Raw genomic sequence first — 24,939 nt, 5'->3', positions numbered from 1 at the left:
CGCCGGACCGCCGGAAGCCGGACCCGCGGGAGCGCCGGACCCCGGAGCGTGCCGACTCTCGCCGCGCCCCCGCGAGAATCCGCACGCTCCGGCGCACGGGCACTTCTCACGAAATGGTGTCGTTAATCCGTATGAGTGGTAGATCACACCTCAAAGCCGTAGCGTCGAGGCAGAGCCGAAACGCTGACGACCACATGACAGAGCGTCCCGCACGGAGCTGATATGCGCAGAAACTCAATCCGGACCGCGATCACCGTCTGCGCGGCCGCGTCGCTCGCGGCCGTCATGGGGACCGCCTCCGCCGCCCCAGGGGTCTCGCACACCGCGAAGCAGCGGCAGCAGACCCCCGTACTGGTGGACTGCCTCTGGCACCCGGACGTGCGCCCCACCAACTTCATCCTGGCCTGCGGGGACGGCAACAGCCGCCTCGTCTCGCTGCACTGGTCGCACTGGAACCAGAACTCCGCGGTGGCCGAGGGCGTCAACATGGTGAACGACTGCAAGCCGTACTGCGCGGCGGGCAAGTTCCACTCGTACCCGGTCGTCGTCCTGCTGGATCACCCGCAGGCATGGAAGAAGAAGCCCGCTCTGCAGCACTACTCGCAGATGACGCTGGTCTACACCCACGACCGGCCGGAGGGATACGCGCACACGGTCAGCTACCCGCTGTGGAACTGACGGGCGTACCTCGCGGAACCGCGCGGCAGCCTGAGGGAGGGCGTGCCGCGACCTGACGGACCCGGCCCGCAACCGCCGGCGGGTGCCCGAGACCCGGGCACTCGCCCCGGACTCGCCGACGGCGGGACCCGCACGGTGACCCACCGCCACAGAAACAGGTACAAAATGGGGCATGTGGGTAACCGGCGCATGTCAATGGACCGTCTCGTGGAGCAGCCGTCGGGTCGCGGTCTGGTGGCGATCCCGCTCGCCTTGATCGTCGTGATCACGGTGGTGGACATCCGCTCCCCCACCGACGTCCACCTGGGCCCCTTGCTGGTCATCGCACCGACCCTCACCGCCTCGCTCGCGGGCCCCCTGCTGACGGCTCTGGTCGGCGTCCTGGCCGTGACCGCCCAGGTGGTCGTCGCCGTACTGCACGGCGGAATCGGCACCACCAACCACATCGCCCAGCTCATCGCCCTGGTGGTGCTCTCGGCGCTGGTGGTGTTCGTGTGCCATGTGCGGGAGCGGCGCGCCCGGGAGCTGGTGCGGGCACGCTCGGTCGCCGAGACCGCGCAGCGGGTCCTGCTGCGGCCACCGCCGCGCCGGATCGGCCCGCTGCGGGTGGCCTGGCTGTATCTGGCCGCCGAGGACGACACCCAGATCGGCGGCGACCTGTTCGCGGTGACCCGCGCCGCCGGACCGTCCACCCGCGTCATCATCGGCGACGTCCGGGGCAAGGGGCTGGCGGCCATCGGGGAGGCTTCGGTGGTGCTGGGCGCCTTCCGCGAGGGCGCCCACCGGTACGACACCCTGCCGGAACTGACGGCGGCCCTGGAGGTGAGCGTGTGCCGGGATCTGGACGAGGTGGCCGACACCGAGCACGACCCGGGTGAGCACTTCATCACGGCACTCGTTCTCGACATCCCCGACGACGGCGCCCAGGCCCAGATGATCAACTGCGGCCATCCACCGCCCCTGCTGCTGCGGGATCAGCAGGTCACCGTCCTACAGGCGCGGCACCCCGTGCCCCCGCTGGGCATGTGCGAGCTGCCCGCCGCCGGCCACCGCACCGACCCGTTCGCCTTCGACCCGGGCGACCTCCTGCTGCTGTACACCGACGGCGTGATCGAGGCCCGCTCCCCGGAGGGGGCCTTCTACCCGCTGGCCGAGCGGGTCGCCTCGTTTCCCGCCTCCAACCCGGACGTCCTGCTGCGCCGGATCCACGACGACCTCGTCCGGCACGTCGGCGACCAGCCCGGCGACGACGCCGCGTTCCTGATCCTCGAACGGACGGCCTCCCACCACCTCCACCTCCCCCACCGTCCGCCGGACGGCCACCACCGGCTCCACGCCGACGGGTCCCCGCCTCCGGCGCAGCGCTGAAGCGGCACACGACGGAGCGGCCGCGCGCCCAGCGGACCGGACGGGTCCGCTCCAGCCCGGCGGGGGTCAGACCGTGGCCCGCGAGCGGGCGTGCCGTGCGGCGTACTCGTCCGGATAGCGCTCGGTGAACCGGACGGCGAGGACCAGGAGGGCGACCGGGACGACCCAGTTGAGCCAGTCCGACGAGCCGTCGGTGTGGATGGCGACGAGGCCGAGCAGCGCGATGACCAGGAACACTCCGCTCCAGACGGCCGTGAGGACGCGGTTGATGTGCCGGAACGCGGGCGAGTCCCAGTACTCGCGCGGCGTCGACTCACGGGCGTACTGGGCCGTGAACGGATCGAACGCGAGGGACACGAGGGCCACGACGGCGATCACCCCGTTGGCCACGACCTGTGCGTAGGTCTCCAGCCAGATCAGATCGTGCCGGTCCACGGCGAGCGCGAGCACACTGAGCACCGCGAAGAAGACGATGCCCGTGACCTCCAGGATCTTCGGCCGGCCGCGGCGGATGTCACCGACGTTCAGCACGACCGCTGCCAGCAGGGCGGCCAGCGCCGCGTACTTCCAGGTACTGGGGCCGGCCACGACATCGAAGATGATCCACGGCGCGAACGCGAAGAAGATGTTGCCCGTTCGTCCGCCCGGTTCGGTACCTGCCACTGCGCGTCTCCCGTGGGGGCGGTACGGGGTGGGGCCCGGCGCCCCTCCACTCCCGACCATCGTGGCTCCCACCTGCTCCGTTCGCATCCGAGACACCGGTGCCGCCGAAGGCGCGGGGGCGTCCCGCGCCGGTGTCCGAGTAGCGAGGCCGGACGCCCCCGGGCCACGATGGAGGGAGATCGACCCGACGCAGGGGGCGTACGCAGGGAGGCTCCCGTGGCGCACACCTTCGGAACCGACGTCGTGGTGGCGGGTGCGGGCCCGGTGGGTCTGACCGCCGCCGCGGAGCTGCGCAGACGTGGGGTGCGCTGCCGGATCGTCGACCGGCTTCCGGAACGGCTGCCGTACGCGAAGGCGGTGGGCATCCAGCCGCGGACGCTGGAGATCTGGGACCACATGGGGCTCGCCCGCACCGCCCTGGAGGCGGCGGTGCCGATGTACGGGCAGCTGGCGTACGTCAACGGCGTCGAACAGGCCCGGATCGACCTCGTACTGCCACCCGAAGTGCCGTACGGCTTCGCCGCGTTGCCGCAGTACGAGACCGAGCGCATCCTCGACGGATTCCTCGCGCGCCTCGGGACCGGGATCGAACGGGGCACGGAACTGGTCTCGTTCAGCCAGGACGACGACGGCGTGACCGTCGCGCTGCGGTCGGCGTCCGGGGCCGAGGAGGAGGTCAGGGCCCGCTACCTGATCGGCTGCGACGGCGCGCACAGCCTGGTGCGCAAGGAGTTGGGTCTCGCCTTCGAGGGCAGCGCGTTCCCGGAGGAGTACATGCTCGGTGACGTGGAGGTGGACTGGGACCTGCCGTCGGGGTACGGGGTGCGCGCCATGCACCGGGACGCCGACGGCGAGGTGGACGACCTGCTGGTGTGCATCCCGCTGCCCGGCCGGGGACGGTACCGGATGTCGATGATGGTCCCGCCCGAACTCTCCGCGGCCGGAAGGCGGGACGGGCCGGCCGGGCCGGCCGACGGTGTCGTCCACGGTCTGGAGGGCGGACACGCCCCCGCGCTCTCCGACATCCAGGCGGTGCTGGACCGGCTGTCCCCGCAGCCGACGACCGCCTCGTCCCTGCGCTGGTCCTCCGTGTTCCGCATCAGCCACCGGATCGTCGACCGCTACGGCGAGGGCCGGGTCTTCGTCGCCGGGGACGCGGCGCACATCCACCCGCCGACCGGCGCCCAGGGCATGAACACCGGTATCCAGGACGCCTGGAACCTGGCCTGGAAGCTCGCCCTCGCCGTCAGGGGCGGGACACACCCCGGTCTGGCGGCGAGTTACGACGCCGAGCGGCGGCCGGTCGGTGAGGAGGTCGTCGCGCGGACGGTCCGGCACGCCACCCAGGGCGTCCAGGCGGACCCGCTCGACCCGCGGACCATGATGCTGCGCGAGGCCCAGCTCCTCGTCGGCTACCGCGGCAGCCCGCTCGTCGACCCGGTGTCCGAGGGACCCGGACCCCAGTCGGGCGACCGGGCACCGGACTGCACCGGGCTCGCGGCACACATCGCCGTCCATCCCCTGCGCCTGTACGACCTCCTGCGCGACCGCGGGCATCTGCTGCTGCTGTACGGGGACGGCGAGCGGAGCGGACAACTCGCCGACGCGGCAAGGGAGTTCTCCCAAGGACGCGTCGCCACCTGTGTGATCCGGCCGGCCGGCGCCTCCACGGACACCTCCGGTCCGCCGGTGTACGTCGACGCACTCGGCGAGTTCGCCCGCCTCTACGCGGTCGACGACCGGCCGACCGCCTTCCTGATCCGCCCCGACGGGTACATCGGCGCCCGCTTCTCCCCACCGACGGCGACGCGGCTCACGGCCCACCTGGCCCTTACCTTCGCCCCGAGCCCCGGGACGTAGCGGCGCTGTCCCGACCGTCCGGCGGCGGCCTCGACTCACCAGGATCAGTCCATCAATCGGGCCGCGAGGGTCGCGCCGAGCTCCCAGCATGCCTCGATGTCGGCTTTGGCGGGCTCGCCGGTCACCTTCGCGGCCTCGGCCGCGCGGCGCCAGCCGAGACCCGTCGTGATCGACTCGATGCCGCGCACGGCGCCGGTGACGTCGTTGCCGCCGTGCACGTAATAGCCGAAGGGGCGCCCGGCCGTCGTGTCCAGGCACGGGTAGTAGACCAGGTCGAAGAAATGCTTCAGCGCGCCCGACATGTAGCCGAGGTTCGCCGGGGTGCCCAGCACATAGCCGTCGGCGGCGAGCACGTCCGAGGCGGTCGCTTCCAGCGCCGCCCGCCGCACCACCCGGACGCCCTCGATCTCGGGCGCGGTCGCGCCGGAGACCACGGCTTCGAACAGGGCCTGGCAGTTGGGCGAGGGTGTGTGATGCACGATCAGCAGAGTAGGCACACCCGCACCCTGCCGCGCCGCCCGCCACCACCGCAAGCACCACCCCGCCGAGCCGCGGCCTCTCCTGAGCCCGGGCCCCCTCAGACGGCCATGGCCTCCTGCAGCCAGCGGGACACCCGGTACGGGAGCCACCACGCCAGGTCTCCCACGTGCAGGACGAGGTGTTCGGCGGTGAAGTCGGCGAGGACGTCCGCGGGCACGTCGGTCCGGGCGGCGCCACGGTCCAGCACGGCGATGGCGTCCCGGTAGTGCGGCTCGTCGGCGGTGAAGCGGCGCAGGTCGCCCCAGCGGCGGTCCCGGATCTGCACGAAACCGGGGCCCTGACGCCACACCAGCTTGCAGAGGTAGTGGCGGGTCCGCCAGGCGTGCAGGGCCTCGTCGGCGTCGGTGAGACCGGTGATCCCGCGGGGCGGGTGCAGATGGGAGAGCAGTTTCCACCGCTCGGCGTCGCCGTCCGGCGGGAGCCGCAGGTCCCAGTCGACCTGGACGGCCCGCGCGGTCAGGTCGCGGATCAGGCGGAGCAGGTCCACGGCCCGCCGGTGCGCGGCGGCGCCCTCGGCCGCGAGGTCGACCGGCTCCTCCAGTTCGACGAGCCGTACGCCCATCTCCCAGAGGCGGTCCGCGTCGGCGGCGCCGCCCACGACCGGGATGCGCCCCAGCGACATGCCGGGGAGCAGGCGGGCCTCGGCGTCGTGGTCGCGCCACGCCCGCACGGCCGGGTTCGGTGCGGTCTGCGTTGTCATCGTGTGCGGTCTCCGTCGGGTCGTCGTGTTCCGGTCGGCGGTGGCTGTCACTGTCCGGTCCGTCGGCCGGTCCTTCAGGAAAGTGCGGGGGCCGGCGTCTGTGCCGTCGGGTCCTGCTGATCCGAGGTGGCGGTGCCGGACGGCTCGGAACGCGGAGGCCGGTGTGCGTGGGCCATGTAGTCGAGGCGGAGCAGATCCTGGTTGACGGAGGCCGGCGCGAGGTGGACGTACTGCCCGGCGTCCGTGAACAGCAGGCCCCGCTCGGCCCACAGGTCCAGCAGCCGCTGGACGTCCTCCTGGACGACGTCCTCGAAGCCGACGGGGTCGTCGTTCAGCTTGCGCAGGAGGGCCGACGCGGTGTGGGGCTGGTCCAGCAGCCGGAAGGCGGCGATCTCGAACGGATCGGACAGGCACAGGGTCCGCCAGTCGAAGGCCTCACGCCGGCTGACCAGCACGATCCGGTCGCCGAGATCGGTATGGGTCAGGCGCGCGTCCACATGGCGCTTCTTCCACTGCGCGATCCCGGCGTTGAGCTCGTCGACGGTCTCCGCGGTGATCCCGCGTTCGGGCGCCTCGAAGACATAGGCCAGGTCGTACAGTTCGGCCTCGGGAAGGTCGTAGGTGAAGCGGTAGTGCTCCTCGGGGCGCAGGCCGGTGAAGCCGAGTTCGGGCTGCTTGAAGTAGGGGCTGAAGCGTTCGATGGCGATGCGGGCCGACAGGTCGACGGGCGGGTTGAGGTGTTCCAGGGCCGGAAGCTGGCGTATGACGGGCTCGTAGTCCTGCGCGGTCTCGCCGGGGAATCCGTGCAGGTAGTTCCATGAGACGGAGAGCCCCGTCTCGGCCGCGTCGCGGAGCATCCGGACGTTCTGGCAGCCGCTGACGCCCTTGTCCATCAGGTCCAGCACACGGCTGTTGAGGCTCTCGATGCCCGGCTGGACGTAGATGAGCCCGGCGTCGGCGAGGACCTGGAGCTGCGGGCGGCGCATGTTGGCCTTGATCTCGATGTGCATGCGCAGGTCGTGGCCGCTGTCGATGATGCGGGGCAGGACGGTCTTCAGGTAGCCCATGTCGAGGATGTTGTCGACGACGTACATGTCCAGGACGCGGTGCCGGCGCGCGAGGTCCATGATCTCCTCGTAGAAGACGTCCGGGCTCTTGCTGCGGAACTGCATGAAGGAGCCGTTGAGTCCGCAGAACGTGCAGTGGTGCTTCTCTCCCCACCAGCAGCCGCGCGCGCCCTCGACGACGAGTTTGGGCTCGACCCAGTTGCGTGCCACGGAGGCGGCGAGGCGTTCGAAGTAGCCGCTGTAGTCCGGGGGAAGGATCGCGGCGGGCGGCAGCGGGCCGCTCGGCATCGGGTTGGCGACGGAGGTGCCGTCGGCCGACCGGTGGCACAGGCCCGCGACCGCGGCCGGTTCGGGCTTCTCGCCCTGAAGCGCCGTCAGCAGCTCGGGGAACGCCTGCTCGCCCTCGCCGCGCACGACGTAGTCGACGAAGGGGAAGTTACGGTGGACCGAAGCTCCTTGTTCCGCGTCGCAGTTGGCCCCGCCCATGGCCGTGACGATGTGCGGGGCGAGCTTCTTGACCTGGCGGGCGGCCGCCAGCGCCGCGGTGTTCTGCTGGAACGTGGAGGTGAAGCCGACCACGTCGGGCTCGGCCGCGACGATACGGCGGGCGATCTCGTCGATGAACTCCGGTACCTGTGCGTGCAGTTGACGGGTCATCCGCATCCGGGACTTGCGCAGCTTGCCCTGCATGACGCGGGTGAACTCCGCGTCCCGCCAGCCGGGGTCGTCGTACAGCGCCGAGGAGAAGACCCAGTCGCCGCAGCCGAGGAAGTAGGAGGAGAGCGCGTAGTACTCGTAGTCCTCTGCGGAGAACTCGGTGCGGCTGGTGATCCAGTCGGTGAACTCCAGGTTGGCGTGCAGCACTTCGCAGGTGGCGCCGGGTACCCGCTCGTCGACGCTGCGTTTGAGGATGCCGAGGGCCAGGGAGGGAAGGTCGATGGGCGACCAGGGCATGTTGACCAGAAGGACGCGCACGGACGACTCCTTGTGAGGGCGCGGGAACGGGAGGGGTGCCCGGCCGGCCCGTGGTGGACCACGGGCCGGCCGGGCGGTGGGTCACTCTTCGTCGTCGCCGCCCTCGTCGGCGTTGCGGAACGGGATGGTGATCGTGATGCCGATGCCCGGCCTGCGGTTCTCCTCGTCGCCCGCGAGCGGGTCGTTGTGGATGATGTCCTTCTGCACGGTGGTTCCTCCTTCGGTGGGTGGTGCTGTGCATGGCCCGGTCCCACTGGTGCTTCAGTGGGACCGGGATCCCCCGACTCGCGCCGGGGGACGCTGTGGACCGGCCGGCCGGTGCGCGGCGGGCAGGTGGGTGTGCAGGAAGCGCAGGGACCGGCGCAGTACGGAGACGTGGGCGGCGCCGTCGTAGCCGTCGTGGCCGGTGTCCAGCCACATCGCCTCATGCGGTACTCCCGCCCGCTCCAGGGCTCCGAGATAGCTGCGGATCTGTCCGGGAGGGCACTTGGCGTCCTTCGTCGCGCCCACCACGAGCAGCGGCGCGGCCACGTCGGCCGCGTAGGTGATCGGGGAGCTCCGCGCGTAGCTCTCGGGCATGTCGTCAGGGGTCCCGCCGAACAGCCGTACGTCCAGGGCGCGGAGCGCAGGCGTGGTCGAGCGGTGGGCGGCGGCCCAGTCCGCGACCGGCTTGACGGCGACGCCGGCCCGCCAGAGGCCGGGGCGGGTACCGAGGGCGAGCAGGACGAGATAGGCGCCCCATGACACGCCCCACAGCGCGGTCGCGTCCCCGGCGATCATCCGGCGCCGTACGAGCTCGGCCCGGACGGCGACGAGATCGCGCACCTGGGTGTGCCCGACGCCGTCCGTGAACGCCCGTCGCCAGTCGGGCCCGTATCCGGTGGAGCCGCGGTAGTTGACGCGGACCACGGCGTAACCGGAGGCGACGAGCGAGTGCACGGTGGCGTCGTACGCGTCCCGGTCGTGGTCGGCCGGTCCGCCGTGGACGAGGAAGACGGCCGGTGGCGGTACGGCGAGGCGCCGCTCCGGCAGGCTGAGCAGGCTGTGCACCCGGCCGTCCGGACCGGGTGTCCACCAGTCGGTGTGGTGGCCGGGCACGACGGTCGCGGGGCCGGCCGGTGGCAGCGGGGTCTCGTCGGTGGCGTGCGCCACGGGCGAATGCGCCGTGTCGGTCCATACGTAGTGCAGGGCATCGCCGGGGCGCGGCGCCGCGTCCAGGAGGCTGCCCGCGGGCGTGGGGACGGGGGTACGGCGACGGGTGCGCGGCTCGACGCGGTGCAGCAGGGAGCGGCCGTGCCGTTCCTGACGGACCAGGACCGCGCGGCCGTCGGGGTACCAGCGGGCGGTGATCTCGGTGTCGAAGGAGCACCATGGGAGAGCGGTCATTCCGGCCGCGGGCGTCCAGGTGGCCAGGACATAGCGGTGCCCGTTCTCCCGCACGAGCAGCAGGTCGCGGTCTCCAGGCCGCGGGGAGAAGCCCAGGCACCACAGCCGCGCCGGCGCCCCGGGCCCACCGGGGCGGCCGGTCGCGTCCTCGGGTCCGGGAGTCGCGGGCTCGTCCGTCGCGCCGGCGGAGGCGCCCACGCCGGCGGCCGCGGAACCGTCCGCCACACCTCCAGCGTCGCCCCTGGCCCAGCCCGCGACTTCGACCTCGACCTCGACTTCGACTTCGACTTCGACTTCGACTTCGACTTCGACCTCAGCCCGGTCCTCGGCCCCGGCCCTGGCCTCGGCCTCAGCCCGGAGCCTGACGTCGGCCTCAGGCCCGAACTCGGCCTCAGACCCGGCCCTGGCCCTGGCCCTGGCCGCAGTCTCGACCTCAGCCCGATCCTCGGCCCCGTCCCCGGCCTCGACCTCAGCCCGGAACCTGACCTCTGCCTCGCCCCCGGCCCCGAACTCTGCCTCTGCCTCTGCCCGGACCCCGACCTCGGCCTCGGCCCCAGGCCCAGCCCAAGCCCCGGCGTCCGCAGAGAGGGCTCCGCCCCTTGATGGTCCAGGTTCTCCACTCCCCGAGAGCACGGCCACCGGCTCGCCCCGTGCGGTCAGGACGGTGACCGCCGGGTCGTCCCCGGGCGCCGCCGCGAGGGCGAGCAGATCACCGTCCGCGCTGATGCCGGCGAGCCGGAACGGGGCAGGCGTGCGGAGCACGACGCGCGGGGCGCGGCCGCGTCGTCCGACCAGGAGGGTCGTGGTGTCGGCGTCGGCGACGGCCGCCGCGACCGTCCCGTCCGGTGCCATGGCCAGACCGCGCGGCTGCCCGGCGGGCGCTCCGGGCAGGGCGGGCAGCCGCGGTCCGCCCTCGAACGCCCGGAACCACCAACGGCCGTTCCCCTCCGCGTCGTCCTCGAACCACCACACGTGGGCGTCGGCGTCGATCGCGCAGTGCGCCGTCCCGCCGGGGCGGTCGGTGACCTGGCGGACCGTGCGGGCGTCCGCGTCCCAGGTGAACACCTCGCAGCGCCCCTCGGCGTCGCCGACGAAGACCATGCGGGCCGGGTCGTCGGAGCAGACGTCCGGCAGAGCCCCGCGGAACACCCGGTACGGATCGGTCATGGCCGTCGCTCCTTCCCGGTCGAGGGTTCGGCCGAAGGCCCGGAGGAACGTCCGGCGAAGGGTCCCGCCGAGCGCCCGGTCGAGGGGGCGGCCGAGGTCCCCGTCGAAGACTCGGGCGAAGTCCCGGACGACGGCTCGGGCGCGTCATCGGGTCGGCGGGCCGCGTCGGCCGGGGCCGGGGTGAGCGCCCCGCGGGCGGTGATGTGGGTGTATCCGGCGAGCACGGTCACGGCCACGGCACACAGCAACGCCGGTGCCCGGGGGCCCACTTCGGTCACCAGGGCCGCGGCGGCGGCCGGCGCTCCGGCGGCGGCGAGCGCCGCCGCCGACCCGATGACGGCGCCGGCCCGCGACTGCGCCTCGCGGGGCGTGGCGGCGATCGCGGCACTGGACAGTACGACCGTGATCACCGGCACGAGAACACACAGCCCCGCGAAGGCCGCCCCGAAGGCCCAGGGACCGTGGGCCGCGCCGAGCGCGGCCGGCGGAACGATCAGCAGCCAGGTCGTCGTCACCAGGGCGCGGCGCGGTCCGAACCGTCGCACGACCCGCACCGACAGCAGCGAGCCGAGCAGCCCCGCCGCTCCCGCGACCGCCAGAACCAGTCCCGTCGAGGCCGTACCGCCGTGCGCGCCGAGCACGAACAGGACGGTGAAGGACAGCAGGGTCACCACACCGCTCGCCACCGACGTCCAGGTCACCACGAGCCTCAGTACGGCGGAGCGGGCGACGAGGGCGAGCCCGGCTCCGGCCTCGCCCGGCAGCGCGCGCATCCTCCGCAGGACGCCGGGGTACGGGCCCCGCCGCTCGCGCGGTGCGTCGACGGGGGTGCGGATCGCTCGGACGCCGAGCGCCGTGACCGCGTAGGAGACGGTGTCGGCCAGGAAGGGCAGGGGCCTGGCCAGTTGGAACAGCACACCGCCGAGGGCGGGGCCGGCAACCAGGGCGGCCTGGTCGCCCGTCTGTATCCCGGCCGCGATCCGCGGCAACTCGTCCGGATCGGCGGCGAGATGGACGAGTGCGCCGCGCCCGGCCGCCTCGTAGGCCACCGCGCACAGCCGTTCGGCGAGGGCGAGCGACACGAGAATCCACAACGCGGTACGCCCCTGCGCCACGGCGACCGCGAGGCCCGCCATGGCCGCGGCGGCCAGCAGTGCCGAGGCGATCATGATCCGTCTCCGGTGGCCACGGTCGGCGGGCACGGCGACCAGGGGGCCGACGGCCACGCCCGTGAGAGCGGCGGCGCTGGCGAACGCACCGGCCACGGCGGGGCCGTGACCCAGGTGCAGGAGCAGCAGGGGGAACACGACTCCGGAGGTCTGGGTTCCGAGGCCGTCGACCGCGTTGGTCAGCCACAGCAGCCGTAGATCGCGTCGGCCCCGGTCGGAGGTCAGCCGGGCCGCGGCGGCGGAGCGCCGCCCGCGCCGGCCGCGAGAGCCCCTGGACGGCTGCGCCGCCGCACCTTCGTCAGCCATCCCCACCTCCCCCGTGCTCCCCGTGCCGACCCACGACACTCCCGGGCCGGAAGGTCGCGCAACGCGCCAGGAACCGACGGACCAGCCATGTCCGGCTCGTCCGCGAGTGCAGAAAATGTGTACGAAGTGCGAAAGTGAGCCGGAGCCTAATCACCGGCCACCGACAGCGACAAGGGCCCTACGGAACGGGAACCCGGGCCGGTGCCGGGCGCATTGGCCGGAGGACGACGGGCCGCGCCCACCCCGGCCGCGCGGGGCCCGGCCGACGCCCCGCTGGTTGCCCGTGAGGGGGAACCGTCCCCGTGTTCGTTCGCCGCCGCGCAGCGACCGGCAGGAGCGGATTACACTCGGCGCACCCCCGCCGACGTACGTCACCTGCGCGCACACCCGCACCACGGGTCCGCGGCGTCCGGCGCGCCGATCACCCGATGTCGATTGCACCGGGCAACCGCCACCCCGCCCGGCCGCGCGGAACCGGCGCCGCCGCCGTCCACTTCCGGCCACGGGGAACGCGCCGGTGCCACACGGCGAACGGCACGATCAAGCTCGGTTATTGGCCGACAATGCGCGCCACGTCCGTGCAAACAGTAATCAATCACTCCACTTCACCCCGCGCGTTTCGGCCCGGCGGGGAGGACTCGGGCCCCTCCGGGGAGCTGATATGATCGATCTTGAGCCCGCGCCGAACACTCGGTGACGAGCCCGGCGTTGGTGGTCCAAGGAAAGACGTCCCGCTTCCTGCGGGGAGATGCAGGTGCAAGGCCTGCCCGGCGCTCGACAAGTACCGCCTCCGGTCATCCCGGAGGCGGTACTTTTTTGTGCGGCCGCGAGGCCTGTCTGCGCGGCCGGAAGTCCGGGCGCTCGCCGTCAGCGGCTCCGCAGGCCCGCGCTGATCGCCCTTCCCGCGCGCTGGACGACGTCCGCGAGACGGTCCAGCCGGTGCCCGGAGTCGGTGACGACGGACAGCGCCGCCACCGTGACACCGCCGGGACCCTTCAGCGGCACGGCCACACAGCACACGCCCGTCACCAATTCCTCACGGTCGAAGGCGACGCCCTCCTCCCGGACGACGGCCGCCTCCCGTTCCCAGGCCGCGGGCTGCGGACCCACCGGCAGCCGCGGGTGCGCGCCCGCGACCAGCACCTTGCCCGCCGCGGTGAACCACGGCCACACGACATCGTGGCGCAGCCGATCGCGTACGGTGTCGGGCTCGCCGGCGGTCCAGTCCAGGACCAGCGTCTGCCCCTCCCGCAGTACGTTCACGCCGACCATCGCACCCGTCAGCTGCGCCAGACGTCGGGCCGACTCCCAGGTCGCCGCTCTGAGTCCGGGGTGCGGCTGCCACCGCTGGCCGAGCCGGAACAGCCTCGGCCCCATGCGGTACCCGCCGGCGCACCGCTCCACCGCGCCCAGGTCCACCAGTTGTTCCAGGAGCCGGTGAGCGGTGGTCTTGGGCAGACCGCAGTCCGCCGCGAGCCGGGTCAGACCCGCGACCTGGGCCCGCTCCAGCGCTCCCAGCAGCCCGAAGGCGCCCTCCAGTACGCTCCGTCCACCGGCGTCCGCGGCCGGCACGGCCACCGGCCGCACCGGCCGCACCGACTGCACCGACTGCACCTGCCGGTCAGCGTGCCGCGCCGGGTATCGGTCCGACCCCCTCGCGACGGCTGTCTCCGTGCGCTGCCTCTCATGCGTGTCCATCGTCTCGTCACACTCCCCCGTCACTTCCCCTGCGCTCCACGACGGACCGACGGCCGGCCGCGCGCGCCACGCGAGCACGTGGTCACCCCCGGCCGGTCGTGCCCGGAGCGGGTCCGTATCGCGTCCCTTCCCCACCACGGCGGTCGCGGGCATATGCGATTCCGCCGCGCCTTCAGCGTGGCCTCCGAGCGTTGGTCGCAACGTTGTCGATAACTTGTCGCCCAGCACTGGCGGATGCGCGACGGTGAAGGGCGATCTGCACGGGGGTGCGGACATCGTGCTGGAATTACGGCTGTTGGGCCCGGTGGAATTCGCGGAGCACGGACACGCGCGAGAAGTGGGTCCCCCGCAACGGAGGGCCGTGCTGGCGGCGCTGGCCGTCGACACCGCTCTGCCGGTCGCGACGGACGTCCTGATCACCCGGGTCTGGGGCACGGAGCCCCCGGACGGCGCGCGGCGGGCCCTGCACGCGCACATCGCGCGGATCCGCCGGCTGTGCGAGCGGCTCGACGGGATCGACGGGGTGCCGTTCCGGCTGGTGCGCCGGTCCGGCGGATACGTCCTGGAAGCGCGCCCGGACCAGGTGGACATCCTGCGTTTCCGGAACCTCGTCGGGCGGGCCCGGGAGACTGGGCGGTCCGACGACGCCCGGACATCCCTGCTGCGGGAGGCCCTCGGGCTCTGGCGCGGCGAACCGCTCGCCGGCCTGAGCGGCCAGTGGGCGGCGCGGGTGCGCGAGGCATGGCGGCGGCAGCACATCGACGCCGCCGTCGGATGGGCCCGACTGACCCTGCGGGCCGGAGACCCGGTCGCCGTGATCGGCCCGCTCGGCGATCTGCTCGGCGAGTATCCGCTGGTGGAGCCGCTCAGCGAGGCCCTCATGCGCGCGCTGCACGCCTCGGGCCGCGGCGCGGAAGCCCTCGACTGCTACGCGGCTCTGCGCCGGCGGCTGACCGAGGACCTCGGTTCCGACCCCTCGCCCGCCCTCCGGGAGGTCCACCAGGCCATCCTGCGCGGCCGGCTGTCCCGGCCTGCGGCGTGGCCGACCCCCAGTGGCACAGCCGATGACGCCACCCTCGCCCTGTCCCTCGTCCCGACGCCCCACGCTCCACCGACCGCGCCGACATCGCCGCCTCCGCCATCTCCTCCGCCGCCCGCCGCACCATCGCGGTCGGACGAGTTGCCGACCCAACTTCCCCTGGGTGTAAGGGGCTTCACGGGTCGCCAGGACGAACTCGCCCGGCTCGACGGGCTGCTCGCGGCGACGGACGACGGACCGCGGGCCGTAGTGATCTGCGCCGTGTCCGGTACCGCGGGCGTCGGGAAGACCGCCCTGGCCGTGCACTGGGCGCGCGGCGCACAAGGCGCTTTCCCTGACGGGCAGTTGTACGTGAACCTGCGCGGATTCGCGCCGGGCGGGACGGTCATGGGCCCGGCGGAGGCCGTGCGGGGCTTCCTCGATGCGTTCGGCGTGCCGCCGAGCCGCATCCCGGTGGGTCTCGACGCGCAGGCGGGTCTCTACCGCAGTCTGCTCACCGGGCGGCGCGTCCTCGTGGTGCTCGACAACGCCCGCGACGCAGAGCAGGTCCGCCCCCTGCTCCCCGGCTCGCCCGGCTGCATGGCACTCGTGACCAGCCGCAACCTGCTCACCGGCCTGGCCGCCGCCGAGGGCGCCCACCTCCTCGCCCTGGGACTGCTCACCCCCGACGAGGCCTTGGACCTGCTGACCGCCCGGCTGGGCACCGAACGGACCGAGGCGGAGCCGTCGCCCGTGCGGGAGATCGTCGACCGGTGCGCAGGGCTGCCCCTCGCGCTCGCCGTCGTGGCCGCGCGGGGCGCCGCCGGACCCCGGCTGCCGCTCGCCCGGCTCGCCCAGGAGCTGCGGCTGGCCGACAGCCGGCTCGACGCCCTCGACGGCGGGGAGCCGGCCAGCCAGATCCGGGCGGTGTTCTCCTGGTCGTATCACGCGCTGCGCCCCGAGGCCGCCCGGGTGTTCCGGCTCCTCGGACTGCATCCCGGACCCGACACGGGACTCCCGGCGGCCGCCGCGCTGGCCGGTGCGCGACCGGCGGAGATACGCCCGCTGCTCGCGGAACTGGTGCGTGGGCACCTGCTGACGGAGAGCGCCTCGCGCCGCTACTCCTTCCACGACCTGCTGCGCGCCTACGCCGCCGAGCTGGTCGCCACGCACGACAGCGCGACCGTCCGGCGCGACGCCACGCTCCGGATGCTGGACCACTACACCCACACGTCGCACCGGGCGGACGTGCTGCTGACCCCCCAGCCCCGTCCGGTACCGCTCCCGCCCCATCAACCAGGCGCCGAACCAATGGAACTGATGGATCATCAGCAGGCTCAGGATTGGTACGGGAGCGAGCTTCCCGTGCTCCTCGCCGTCGCGGACCGGGCCGCGGCCGAGGGCTTCGACGCACACACCTGGCGCCTGGCCTCGGCCCTCACCACCTTCCTGGACCGGCACGGACACTGGCGGGCGCTGGCCGCCGTACAGACCGCCGCCCTGGACGCCGCCCGGCGGCAGGGCGACACGGCGGGCCAGGCGGACGCGCACCGCGGTCTCGGACTCGCGCACGACCGGCTGACCCGGCGCGACGAGGCACGCACCCACTACCTGCTCGCCCTCCAGTTGTTCGGCGCGCTCGGCCACAGCGCCGGACAGGCCCGCACCCACCAGCACCTCGCCCGGATGAGCGCGGCGCAACAACTCCACCAGGAGGCCCTCGCGCACGCCCACCACAGCCTCACGCACTACCGGGCGGCCGACGACCGGGCCGGCCAGTCCGCCGCCCTCAACCACATCGGGTGGCTGCACGCCCAACTCGGCTACCAGGAGCAGGCACTTGTCCACTGCCGGCAGGCGCTGACGCTGGCCGAGGAGACGGGTGACCTGAACGGTCAGGCGCACACCTGGGACAGCCTCGGCTACATCCACCACCATCTCGCCCAGTACGCCCAGGCCGTCGACTGCTACCGGCAGGCCGTCACTCTGTTCCACCGGACCGGCGAGTTCCACAGCGAGGCCGTGAGCCTCGTCTGCCTCGGCGACATCCACCACGCCTGCTCCGCCCCGCGCGCCGCCCACGGCGCCTGGACGCGGGCGCTGGCCATCGCCGACCGGCTCGGCCTCGCCGACACGGATCCGCTGCGTACCGGGCTGCTCCCCCGGCTCCGCCTCCCCCACATCCGGGCCACGGCCGGACGGTCCCGCCCCGGTACCGTCCGCTCTCCCCACCGGCCGGGCTCGGCCCTGGCCTGAGTCCGGATTTCGCCGTCACCCGGTCCGCTCAACGGAACCGGCGGTGACACGACCCGTGCCGGACACCACGCTGCCTTCCGGCAGTCCCGCATCGCGGGGGCGGTCGATGGGCGCGAGGAGCCTTGGGCCCGGTGCACGCCGCCGCGCGGAGCCGACCCCTTCGCCGTCCGCCGCGCTCATCAAGATCCGAACGAACACGACTTGTCTGCATACGGGGGTGTGCATGTCGACATCGGATGTTTCAGGCTTATCGGTGATCGTGGGCCGTGAACCGGAACTCGGCGTACTGGAACAGGCGTTGGACGGGGCCCGCCACGGGCACGGCCGGACGGTCCTGGTCACCGGCGAGGACGGCATCGGGAAGACGCGGCTGGCTCTGGAGGCGGCCCGGTCGGCAGGCGAGCACGGTATGCGGGTCCTGGAGGGCCGGGCCAGCCCGGTCGGACCGGCCGTGCCGCTGCGCCCGCTGGCCGAGGCCCTGGCCCGGCTGTTCCGTGACGGGCAGGGACCGGACGGCCGGGCTCTCGGTTCCTACCGTTCCGTCCTGGGCCGCCTGGTCCCCGAGTACGGGTACGACTCCGAGCCCGCGGTCGAGCACGGCCCGGCGGCACCCGAGGGCCCCGGCGGCGCCGCGGTCCCCGACGTCTCACCGGTGCTGCTGGCCGAGTCGGTGCTGCGACTGGTCGCGGCGGCCGGGGAGGGCCGGGGCGCGCTGCTCGTGCTCGAAGACCTCCACGACGCCGACGCGGACACGCTGGCGGTGGTGGAATACCTGGCCGACAACATCGACCGGCAGGGCATCGTCCTGCTGGTCACCTTCCGTTCCGGGCCCGGCGCGCCCTGGGATCTCGCCCGCGCCCTGGCCCGGCGGCGCAGCGGCACCCTGCTCCACCTGCATCGGCTGAACCGCGCGGAGGTGGTCCGGCTGGCCGCCTCGGCGGGCACCGGCGGCGCCCCGCTGCCGGAGGAGAGCATCGACCGGCTGTACCGGGACAGCGGCGGCAACCCGTTCGTCGCCGAGGAGTTGCTGAGCATGGCGCCGGCCGACGGTGTCATCGCGAACCACCACCCCGGACGTCCGCAGGGCACGGGAGTCCCCGCGGTGCCGCCGGCCGTCGAGCACAGCATCGTCCAGCGTGCCCAGCGGCTCGGACCCGAGGGATGCCGGCTGCTGTCGGCCGCCGCGGTGTTCGGCGAACGGTTCCCCGTCTCGGTGCTCGGCCGGACCCTCGGCGTCCCGGAGCCGCAACTGTTCGCGTATCTGCGGTCGGCCGTCTCCTCGGGGCTGCTGACGGCCGACGGTCCGACCTCGGACTGGTACGCCTTTCGCGCTCCGATGACGGCGGCCGCCCTGCTCAGCCGGCTCACGCCGGCGGATCGGGCCGCGCTGGCCGGGCGGGGCGCCGCGACGGTCGGCGAACTGCACCCCGGGCTGCCGGGTGACTGGTGCCGCTACAGCGCGGAACTCCTGCGCTCGGCCGACGACGGTCCGGCAGCCGCACGCCGCTTCGCCGAGGCGGGCGGCCGGGCCCTCACGGCGGGACGGGCGGAGGCGGCGACCGATCTGCTGACCGTCGCGTGGGAACTCCTCGACGGCTGCGACGACCTGCGGTTGCGCGCCGATGTCCTCGCGGCGCTGCTGTCGGCGCTGGAGGCGCGCGGCGAGACCGCCCGTGGTCTCGGACTCGCCTGCGCCCTGGACGAGTTGGGCGGTCCGGGAGTGGACGCCGAACGCGTGGCGATGCTGCACACCGGGCTGGCCCGGCTCTGCCGGGCCGACGGAAGGCCGGCCGAGGGGCTCGCGCACGTGGACGCCGCGCGCACGGTGCTGGGACCGGACGCGGGAGACCGGCACACGGCTCCCGTGAACGCGGTGGGGGCGAGCCTCCTGCCGAGTTCACCGCGGGAGGCCGAACGGCTCGCCGAACGCGCCGCCGACCAGGCGGAACGGGCCGGCCTGCCGCTGGCCGCCTGCGAGGCCTGGCGGGTACGGGGCCTACTCGCGCAGCAGCGGGGTTCGCACACCGCGGTGCTCTGCTTCGACCGGATGCGGGACCTGGCCGACGTACACGAACTGCCGCTGTGGCGGCTGCGCGCGATGGCCGACCAGGCGAGTGAGCGGTGGCTGACCGACGGGGACCGGGCGTCACTCGTACGGGCGAGGCGGCACGCCCGGCACCTGGGCGCGACGGCCGTGACGACCGGCGCCGACCTGCTGCTGAGTCTGGATCATGTGCTGCGGGGCGAGTACACGGCGGCGGAGGCCCTCACCGAGGCCTGCGAGGAGCAGGCGCGAGGCCCGGGACTGTCCGGCGGCGACGCCCTTTTCCTGGCGGCCGTGCGAGGCATCCGTACGGCCCACCAGGGGCTCCGTCCCGACATGGAGCGGTTCCCGGATTCCGAAGCGTCACCGTGGTCGCCGCTGGTCCGGGGGCTGGGTGGCGCCGTGGGCGCGCTGCTGGCCGAGGACCGGGAGCGGGCGCGCCTGGACCTGGCCGAGGCCGCGGCACGGGAGGCCGTGGCACCGGCGCCGTATCCGCTGGCGGGACGGTTCGGACTGGGTCTGCTCCTCGACGTGCTCGCGGGAGACGCCGACGCGGCGGACCATGCCGTGGTGGCCGCGGCGGAGGCGGGCCGGCTGCGGTGGAACCGGCACTTCCTGCTGCTCGCGCAGGCCGTCCTGCTGGGCCGTCAGGGGCGGGGTACGGAGGCCGCCGCGGCGAGGACGGAGGCCACACGGCTCGGGGAGCCGTACGCCATGGCCGTACATCTGGGTCTGCGGTTGGTCGGGGAGGCGGCCTGCGCCGACCGGTGGGGTGATCCGGTGCCGTGGCTGCGCCGCGCCCAGGAGTACTTCCACCAGGCGGGAGTCCCGGCCGTCGCCCGCTCGTGCCGGACGCTGCTGCGCCGTGTCGGTGTGGTGGTCCCCCATCGGGTGGCCGCGGGGCGGGTGCCGGAGCGACTGCGGGTGCTCGGCGTGACGGAACGGGAGTACGAGGTCCTCCTCCTCATGACGGACCGGCCCGACAACCGCAGTCTGGCCGCCCGGCTGTTCATCTCCCCCCGGACGGTCGAGAAGCACGTCGCCAGCCTCATCCTCAAGACCGAGCAGCCCAACCGGGCGGCGCTCAACGCGTACGCGGCCCGGCTGAACCGGGGCGAGCGGTAGGGACCTCGGGCGGCCCCCTTATGTCTGGGGGCCGCCCACCACGCCCGGAACGCCGTTCACCCAAGGGGCGTTCACGCCTCCCTAGGGGTGCCGCCCGATCGGCCGGTCACGCGGCCGGCCGTCGGCGGTCAGCCGTCCGACGGAAGGATCTTCTCCAGCCAGGTGACGACCGTCCGCGCCACCTCGTCGGGCGGCGGCATGGTGATCCCCGGCGCGTTCTCGCGCCGCCACAGCTCGAAGACGACCTGCTCCTGCGGATCGACCACGGTGTGGCCGTCGGCGCGCAGGGTGGCCACATGGCGTCGGGTGGGCGCCTTGGCCCACATGGCGCGGTTCATGTTCGGGAAGAAGAGGACCGGCCGTTCCGTGGCCAGCAGGACCGTCTGGGCCGGGGTCGCGGCGAGGCCGAGCGCCGCGGCGGCCAGCGTGTTCGCGCTGGCGGGCAGCACGACGACCGCCGCGGACCGCTTGGCGAACTCGGTGGGATTGAGGGCCGGATCGTCGCTGGTGTAGGCCTCGTCGGCGTACCACTCGGCGACCTGCGGCTGGACGAACCGTGCGGCACTGCCGGTCAGCAGCACCCGCAGGTCCAGGTCGATCTCCTGACGCAACCACGTCAGATAGACCGGGAGTTGACTCGCCGCGCTGGATCCGCAGGCGATGACGGACAGGGTGTCGTCTCGCATGCCCCCACCCTGCCGACCGCCGGCGTCGCGCCGCATGGGGGCGGCACCCCCATGCGCGGTCGCCGACCGCCCGGTGAATGCGGGGGATTTTCCCCCATGCCGTACGGCGGCGGCGATGACAGTGTCGTCCACCGAACCGCCGATTCGGCGGTCCTCTCCGCGAATGACCCGATCCGCTCAGGGAGGTGAATCCCATGAAGAAGATCACGGTTCGCAAGACGGGCTCCATCAAGCTCACGTCGTCCGCACAGGTCTACACGTTCGTCGGCTGCTGACGACATCGGTCCGTGACCCTGTCCACTGGGCCAGGGCGGCAGGGGCACGGGCCGTACCACCCGGTCACCGATCGTGCCGGGCGACGACCCGGCAGGCGAAGGCGAAGGAGGACCGTCACGCCATGTCAGCCATCGAATTCCACCCGCTGACGTTCGTCGACGAACGCGACGGCGTCGTGGTCGGCCGCTTCGACATCCAGTCGTACGCCGTGCTCCCCGACGACGGTGCGGCGCTGCTGCGCCGGCTCACCGACGGCATGCCGTTGGACGAGGCCGCCCGCTGGTACTCCGCCGAGTTCGGTGAGTCGGTCGACATGGGCGACTTCCTTTCCACCCTGCGCGAGTTGGGGTTCGTCAGGGACGGCGCCGACGAACCGTCCGCACCGGCGCCCGTGCGGCTGCGGCGACTGGGCGCGTGGGCGTTCTCGCCCGTGGCCTGGGCTGCCTACGCGGCACTCACGGCGGTGTGCGGCCTGGCGCTGGTGACGCATCCCGGGATCAGGCCGCGCCCCGACATCGTGTTCTTCAGCCCTTCCCTCGTGGCCGTCCAACTCTCGCTGGCGTTCGCCCAGTTGCCCGCCGTGAGCTGGCACGAGTTCTTCCATGTGCTGGCCGGCCGCAGGCTCGGACTGCCTACCCGGCTGTCGGTGAGCCGACGGCTCTTCTTCGTGGTGGTGGAGGCGCGGCTCGACGGTCTGTACGGCGTTCCGCGAAGCCGGCGCTATGTGCCCTTTCTCGCCGGGATGGTCGGCGACGTGCTGCTGTACAGCGCGCTGACTCTGGTGGGCCTGGCGGGGCCGTCCTGGGCGGCCGGGCCCGCTCTGGCCGTCGCGTACACCGTGCTGCTCCGGCTGGCCTGGCAGTTCTACATCTTCCTGCGCACCGACCTGTACTACGTCTTCACGACGCTGCTCGGCTGCACCGACCTGCACGGTGCGGCCTCCGCCCGTCTGCGCGAGAGACTGAGCCGGCTCCCGGGTGTCCGGCCTCCCCCGCCCGTCGACGAGTCGGCCTGGTCGCCGCGCGACCGGCTGATGGCTCCCTGGTTCGCGGCCCTGACCCTCGGGGGCGTCGCCTTCCTGCTGACGACCGCCGTGCTGGCCGTGATTCCGCTGATGGTGGGCTTCGTGACCCGGATGGGTCCGCGGCTGGCCCACGGCACGGCGGGCGGCGCCCGGTTCTGGGACTCGGTCACCTCCCTGGGTCTGTTCACCGTCGAAGCCGTCCTCCTGATCCTGGTCTCGCGCCGCGAGGCGGCCCGTGCCCGCACCCGAACGTCCTGAAGGGAGTCACCATGAACACCCACGTGTGGCACTCCGGTCCCGCCCGGCCGGGGTCCGCTCCGGCCGATGCCGCGGTCAGCTGCCATCGCCGGTTACGCGGTCCGTACACCGGAGCGGGCACGCTGATGCGGGCGCTGGTGCCCGTGATCCACGAAGGCAGCCCGGAGCTCGTACGCCAGCACGCCATCGAAATCCTTTCGGTGGCACCGGAGTTGAAGGACCGCATCGGCGCCGCGCCCGAGACGCTCACCTCGCTCGCGGTGCCCGAGGAACGCACCCGGATCTACGCGGCCGTCCGCACCCGCCGGCTGGCGCACGGACTGACGGAACTCCTCGCCTCGTATGTGACCCGGCGTGCGTCCGGGCCACTGGTGCTGGAGTTCACCGACGTCGACGAGGCCGACCACACCGACCAGGAGTTCCTCGCGATCCTTCTGCGGCGCACCCAGGGGACGGCGATCACCGTCACCGTGGGCACCCGCGGCAAGGACGTGACCGACGAGCTGGCCTCCGCACTCACCCGGTACGCACGTCCCGCGGCTGCGGTCCCTGCCCGGCCGGACACCCGCACCGGCACCGGCACCGGCACCGGCACAACGGTGGGCGAACTCCTGCGCGCCTACATCGACTCGGACGGCACCTCCGACGATCCGGCCGCACTGGCCGCCTACGAGGCGGCGGAACCGGAGTTGCGGGCGCGGCTCCACGACGAACGCGCGGCGCGACTGGTGCGCGACGGCGACTGGAGTCTGCGCCTGGGCGCGGTCCCCTACCACCTCGAACACGGCCGCGACCCCGCCAAGGCGGGCGGCGACGCTCTCCACGAGGCCATCTACTACTGCGCCGGGCTCGGGTTCTGGCACGCGATCCTCGGCTTCGCCCCGCGCGCCAGGGCCCTCACCGATCCCGAGGACGCCGAGAGGTACTGGGACTTCAGCGGAAAGATGGCCTCGTCCCTGGCGCTGCTCGGACGTACCCGGGAGGCGGAGTCGCTCTACCTGGAGGTGCGGGCACGTTACGCGCTGCCGATGGCGCAGATGTTCACCGGATACGCCATGGCGATGCTCTACACCCGGCTGCACCCGCGGGAGTTGAGGGACCATCACCTGGCGAAGACCTATCTCAGCAACACGATCACTCTCGCGTCGCTGCTCCCCGAACCGGAGGAGCGGATCTTCCACTCCGTGTTCCAGCGCAACGGACTCGCCCTGGTGGAGATGCACTTGGGCCATCTCGACGTGGCGTACGCCCTCGTGTCCGAGGGACTGGAGCGTCTGGACCGGGAACTTCCGGCCGAACGGCACCGGTTGCACCGCTCGGTCCTGGTCCACAACCGCGGCCGGGTCCACGCGGGCCTGGGCCGGCTCGCCGAGGCCCTGGCGGACCACACGGCCGTCATCGCGCTCGACCCGAACTATCCCGACTACTACTTCGACCGGGCCGACCTCCACCGGAAACTGGGCGACCGGGCCGCCGCGCTTGCGGACTACGACAAGGCCGTCTCGCTCAGCCCGCCGTTCTGGGAGGTCCACTTCAACCGGGCGGACCTGCGGGCCCAACTGGGGGACACCGAAGGCGCGATCGCCGACCTGGCACGTGTCGTGGAACTCGAACCCGATCAGGCCGACGCCCGCGTCAACCTCGTCGGCCTGCTCCTGGAGAACGGCGACTCCGAGGCCGTCGTTCCGCTGCTCGACGAGGGACTGCGGCTCGATCCGGCCGAGGCGCGCCTGCTCCAGGTGCGGGGCCAACTCGCCTGGGAGTCCGGACAAACCGACCTGGCCCTCCGGGACTTCGATCTCGCGCTGGAGGCCGACCCCGACTGCGTTCCGGCGCTGGCGAGCCGTGCCACCCTCGCCTTCGAGTCCGGCGATCGGGACACGGCACTCGACCACCTGACGCGTGCCGTCGACACCGAACCCGGCAACCCCGACCTGCTGTACAACCGGGGTTACGTGTACCAGGCGGCGGAGCGGTGGCAGGCGGCCGTGGCCGACTACACGCGGGGGCTCGCCCTCCCCGGCGCCGACGTGGGTGAGCTGCTGAGCCAACGCGCCCTGTGCCACCGTGCGTTGGGTGACCGATCGGCCGAGCGCGCCGATCTGGACGCCGCCCGAGCCGCTTCGGGCCCCGCACTGACGGCCGGTGCGGCGTGACCGCGCTTCCGCTGCCGTCGGATGTGGTCCCGGCGCCCTTGCCGCGCCGCGACGGCTTCCACGCGTTCATGCGGGCCTGGGCCACCGGGATCGCCGTGGTCACGAGCCGACGGGACCGGCGGTCGGTGGGCTGCACGGTGACGGCGTTCACCTCGGTGTCGCTGCGACCGCCGCTGCTGCTGGTCTCGCTGGCCCGGGGAAGCCGCACCCTGGCCGCGCTGGAGGAGTACGGCTCCTTCGGCGTGAACGTGCTCCCGGCCGAACACGCCCAGCTCGCCGAGCACTTCGCCACGGCGCCCGGCGACCGGTTCGCCGGGGTCGCCCATCACCTCACCGAAGGAGTGCCCCTCCTGGAAGGGGCACTGGCGACCGCGGTCTGCCAGGTCGAGCACACCTTCACCGTGGCCGACCACACGCTGGTCCTGGGCCGTCCGGGCCGGTACGGCGGCGTGCGCGAGGCCGCGCCGCTGATCCGCTTCGACGGCACCACCGTACGACTGCCGCGATCGTGACCGGACC

17 protein-coding genes are annotated in these 24,939 nt (G+C 73.1%); 8 read left to right on the top strand and 9 right to left on the bottom strand.

Annotated features, from left to right (window positions below):
* Positions 1-222: 222 nt before the first annotated feature.
* Both OHT01_RS37205 and OHT01_RS37200 read left to right on the top strand, forming a co-directional pair.
* Complete coding sequence (locus tag OHT01_RS37205; protein WP_328557518.1) at positions 223-678, top strand: hypothetical protein; 456 nt, start codon at positions 223-225, stop codon at positions 676-678.
* Positions 679-873: 195 nt separating this feature from the next.
* Positions 874-2,046 carry a PP2C family protein-serine/threonine phosphatase gene (locus tag OHT01_RS37200; RefSeq protein ID WP_405918587.1) on the top strand — a complete coding sequence of 391 codons (1,173 nt, stop codon included), beginning with the start codon at positions 874-876 and terminating at the stop codon, positions 2,044-2,046.
* 66 nt (positions 2,047-2,112) lie between these two features.
* Here OHT01_RS37200 and OHT01_RS37195 read toward each other — a convergent pair whose 3' ends face one another.
* On the bottom strand, positions 2,113-2,709 hold the full coding sequence (locus tag OHT01_RS37195) for a hypothetical protein (protein WP_328557516.1): 597 nt from the start codon (positions 2,707-2,709) through the stop codon (positions 2,113-2,115).
* Positions 2,710-2,925: 216 nt separating this feature from the next.
* On the opposite strand from OHT01_RS37195, the gene OHT01_RS37190 reads away from it, so the two are divergent.
* Positions 2,926-4,569, top strand: coding sequence for an FAD-dependent monooxygenase (locus tag OHT01_RS37190; RefSeq protein ID WP_328557515.1), 1,644 nt, complete (start codon positions 2,926-2,928; stop codon positions 4,567-4,569).
* Between the two features lie 44 nt (positions 4,570-4,613).
* On the opposite strand, the gene OHT01_RS37185 is transcribed toward OHT01_RS37190, so the two are convergent.
* The 7 genes from OHT01_RS37185 to OHT01_RS37155 form a co-directional block, all read right to left on the bottom strand.
* Entirely contained in the window at positions 4,614-5,066 is a 453-nt protein-coding gene (locus tag OHT01_RS37185) for a flavodoxin family protein (RefSeq protein ID WP_328557514.1), read from the bottom strand.
* Positions 5,067-5,146: 80 nt separating this feature from the next.
* Positions 5,147-5,809: a DUF5825 family protein gene (locus OHT01_RS37180; RefSeq protein ID WP_328557513.1), complete on the bottom strand. Its 663-nt coding sequence runs from the start codon at positions 5,807-5,809 to the stop codon at positions 5,147-5,149.
* 74 nt (positions 5,810-5,883) lie between these two features.
* On the bottom strand, positions 5,884-7,851 hold the full coding sequence (locus tag OHT01_RS37175; protein ID WP_328557512.1) for a RiPP maturation radical SAM C-methyltransferase: 1,968 nt from the start codon (positions 7,849-7,851) through the stop codon (positions 5,884-5,886).
* An 81-nt stretch (positions 7,852-7,932) separates the two neighbouring features.
* On the bottom strand, positions 7,933-8,058 hold the full coding sequence (locus tag OHT01_RS37170; RefSeq protein WP_328557511.1) for a hypothetical protein: 126 nt from the start codon (positions 8,056-8,058) through the stop codon (positions 7,933-7,935).
* Between the two features lie 54 nt (positions 8,059-8,112).
* Positions 8,113-10,404 carry a S9 family peptidase gene (locus OHT01_RS37165; protein WP_328557510.1) on the bottom strand — a complete coding sequence of 764 codons (2,292 nt, stop codon included), beginning with the start codon at positions 10,402-10,404 and terminating at the stop codon, positions 8,113-8,115.
* Entirely contained in the window at positions 10,401-11,879 is a 1,479-nt protein-coding gene (locus OHT01_RS37160) for an MFS transporter (protein ID WP_328557509.1), read from the bottom strand. The genes OHT01_RS37165 and OHT01_RS37160 overlap by 4 nt, the downstream gene beginning before the upstream one ends.
* A gap of 867 nt (positions 11,880-12,746) precedes the next feature.
* Complete coding sequence (locus OHT01_RS37155) at positions 12,747-13,484, bottom strand: IclR family transcriptional regulator (RefSeq protein WP_328557508.1); 738 nt, start codon at positions 13,482-13,484, stop codon at positions 12,747-12,749.
* Between the two features lie 307 nt (positions 13,485-13,791).
* Between OHT01_RS37155 and OHT01_RS37150 the strand changes: the two genes are divergently transcribed.
* Together OHT01_RS37150 and OHT01_RS37145 are read left to right on the top strand one after the other, a co-directional pair.
* Positions 13,792-16,851, top strand: coding sequence for an AfsR/SARP family transcriptional regulator (locus OHT01_RS37150; RefSeq protein WP_328557507.1), 3,060 nt, complete (start codon positions 13,792-13,794; stop codon positions 16,849-16,851).
* Between the two features lie 223 nt (positions 16,852-17,074).
* Positions 17,075-20,020, top strand: a complete 2,946-nt coding sequence (locus OHT01_RS37145) for an ATP-binding protein (RefSeq protein ID WP_328557506.1) — start codon at positions 17,075-17,077, stop codon at positions 20,018-20,020.
* A 128-nt stretch (positions 20,021-20,148) separates the two neighbouring features.
* Here OHT01_RS37145 and OHT01_RS37140 read toward each other — a convergent pair whose 3' ends face one another.
* Positions 20,149-20,706, bottom strand: a complete 558-nt coding sequence (locus OHT01_RS37140) for a flavoprotein (RefSeq protein WP_328557505.1) — start codon at positions 20,704-20,706, stop codon at positions 20,149-20,151.
* Positions 20,707-21,103: 397 nt separating this feature from the next.
* On the opposite strand from OHT01_RS37140, the gene OHT01_RS37135 reads away from it, so the two are divergent.
* Genes OHT01_RS37135 through OHT01_RS37125 form a run of 3 tightly spaced genes read left to right on the top strand, consistent with a single transcriptional unit; the run spans position 21,104 to position 24,932 of the window.
* On the top strand, positions 21,104-22,264 hold the full coding sequence (locus tag OHT01_RS37135) for a hypothetical protein (protein WP_328557504.1): 1,161 nt from the start codon (positions 21,104-21,106) through the stop codon (positions 22,262-22,264).
* An 11-nt stretch (positions 22,265-22,275) separates the two neighbouring features.
* Positions 22,276-24,420, top strand: a complete 2,145-nt coding sequence (locus tag OHT01_RS37130) for a tetratricopeptide repeat protein (RefSeq protein ID WP_328557503.1) — start codon at positions 22,276-22,278, stop codon at positions 24,418-24,420.
* On the top strand, positions 24,417-24,932 hold the full coding sequence (locus OHT01_RS37125) for a flavin reductase family protein (RefSeq protein ID WP_328557502.1): 516 nt from the start codon (positions 24,417-24,419) through the stop codon (positions 24,930-24,932). The genes OHT01_RS37130 and OHT01_RS37125 overlap by 4 nt, the downstream gene beginning before the upstream one ends.
* The last annotated feature ends 7 nt before the right edge of the window (positions 24,933-24,939 follow it).

This window comes from Streptomyces sp. NBC_00358 (assembly GCF_036099295.1).
Taxonomy (GTDB): domain Bacteria; phylum Actinomycetota; class Actinomycetes; order Streptomycetales; family Streptomycetaceae; genus Streptomyces.
This window is presented reverse-complemented; position numbering and strand designations above follow the sequence as displayed.

Bases quoted from the DNA above. Each gene is read 5' to 3' on its own strand.
- OHT01_RS37205 (WP_328557518.1), top strand. From the start codon at position 223: ATGCGCAGAAACTCAATCCGGACCGCGATCACCGTCTGCGCGGCCGCG.
- OHT01_RS37200 (WP_405918587.1), top strand. From the start codon at position 874: ATGGACCGTCTCGTGGAGCAGCCGTCGGGTCGCGGTCTGGTGGCGATC.
- OHT01_RS37180 (WP_328557513.1), bottom strand. From the start codon at position 5,809: ATGACAACGCAGACCGCACCGAACCCGGCCGTGCGGGCGTGGCGCGAC.
- OHT01_RS37165 (WP_328557510.1), bottom strand. From the start codon at position 10,404: ATGACCGATCCGTACCGGGTGTTCCGCGGGGCTCTGCCGGACGTCTGC.
- OHT01_RS37160 (WP_328557509.1), bottom strand. From the start codon at position 11,879: ATGGCTGACGAAGGTGCGGCGGCGCAGCCGTCCAGGGGCTCTCGCGGC.
- OHT01_RS37145 (WP_328557506.1), top strand. From the start codon at position 17,075: ATGTCGACATCGGATGTTTCAGGCTTATCGGTGATCGTGGGCCGTGAA.
- OHT01_RS37140 (WP_328557505.1), bottom strand. From the start codon at position 20,706: ATGCGAGACGACACCCTGTCCGTCATCGCCTGCGGATCCAGCGCGGCG.
- OHT01_RS37135 (WP_328557504.1), top strand. From the start codon at position 21,104: ATGTCAGCCATCGAATTCCACCCGCTGACGTTCGTCGACGAACGCGAC.
- OHT01_RS37130 (WP_328557503.1), top strand. From the start codon at position 22,276: ATGAACACCCACGTGTGGCACTCCGGTCCCGCCCGGCCGGGGTCCGCT.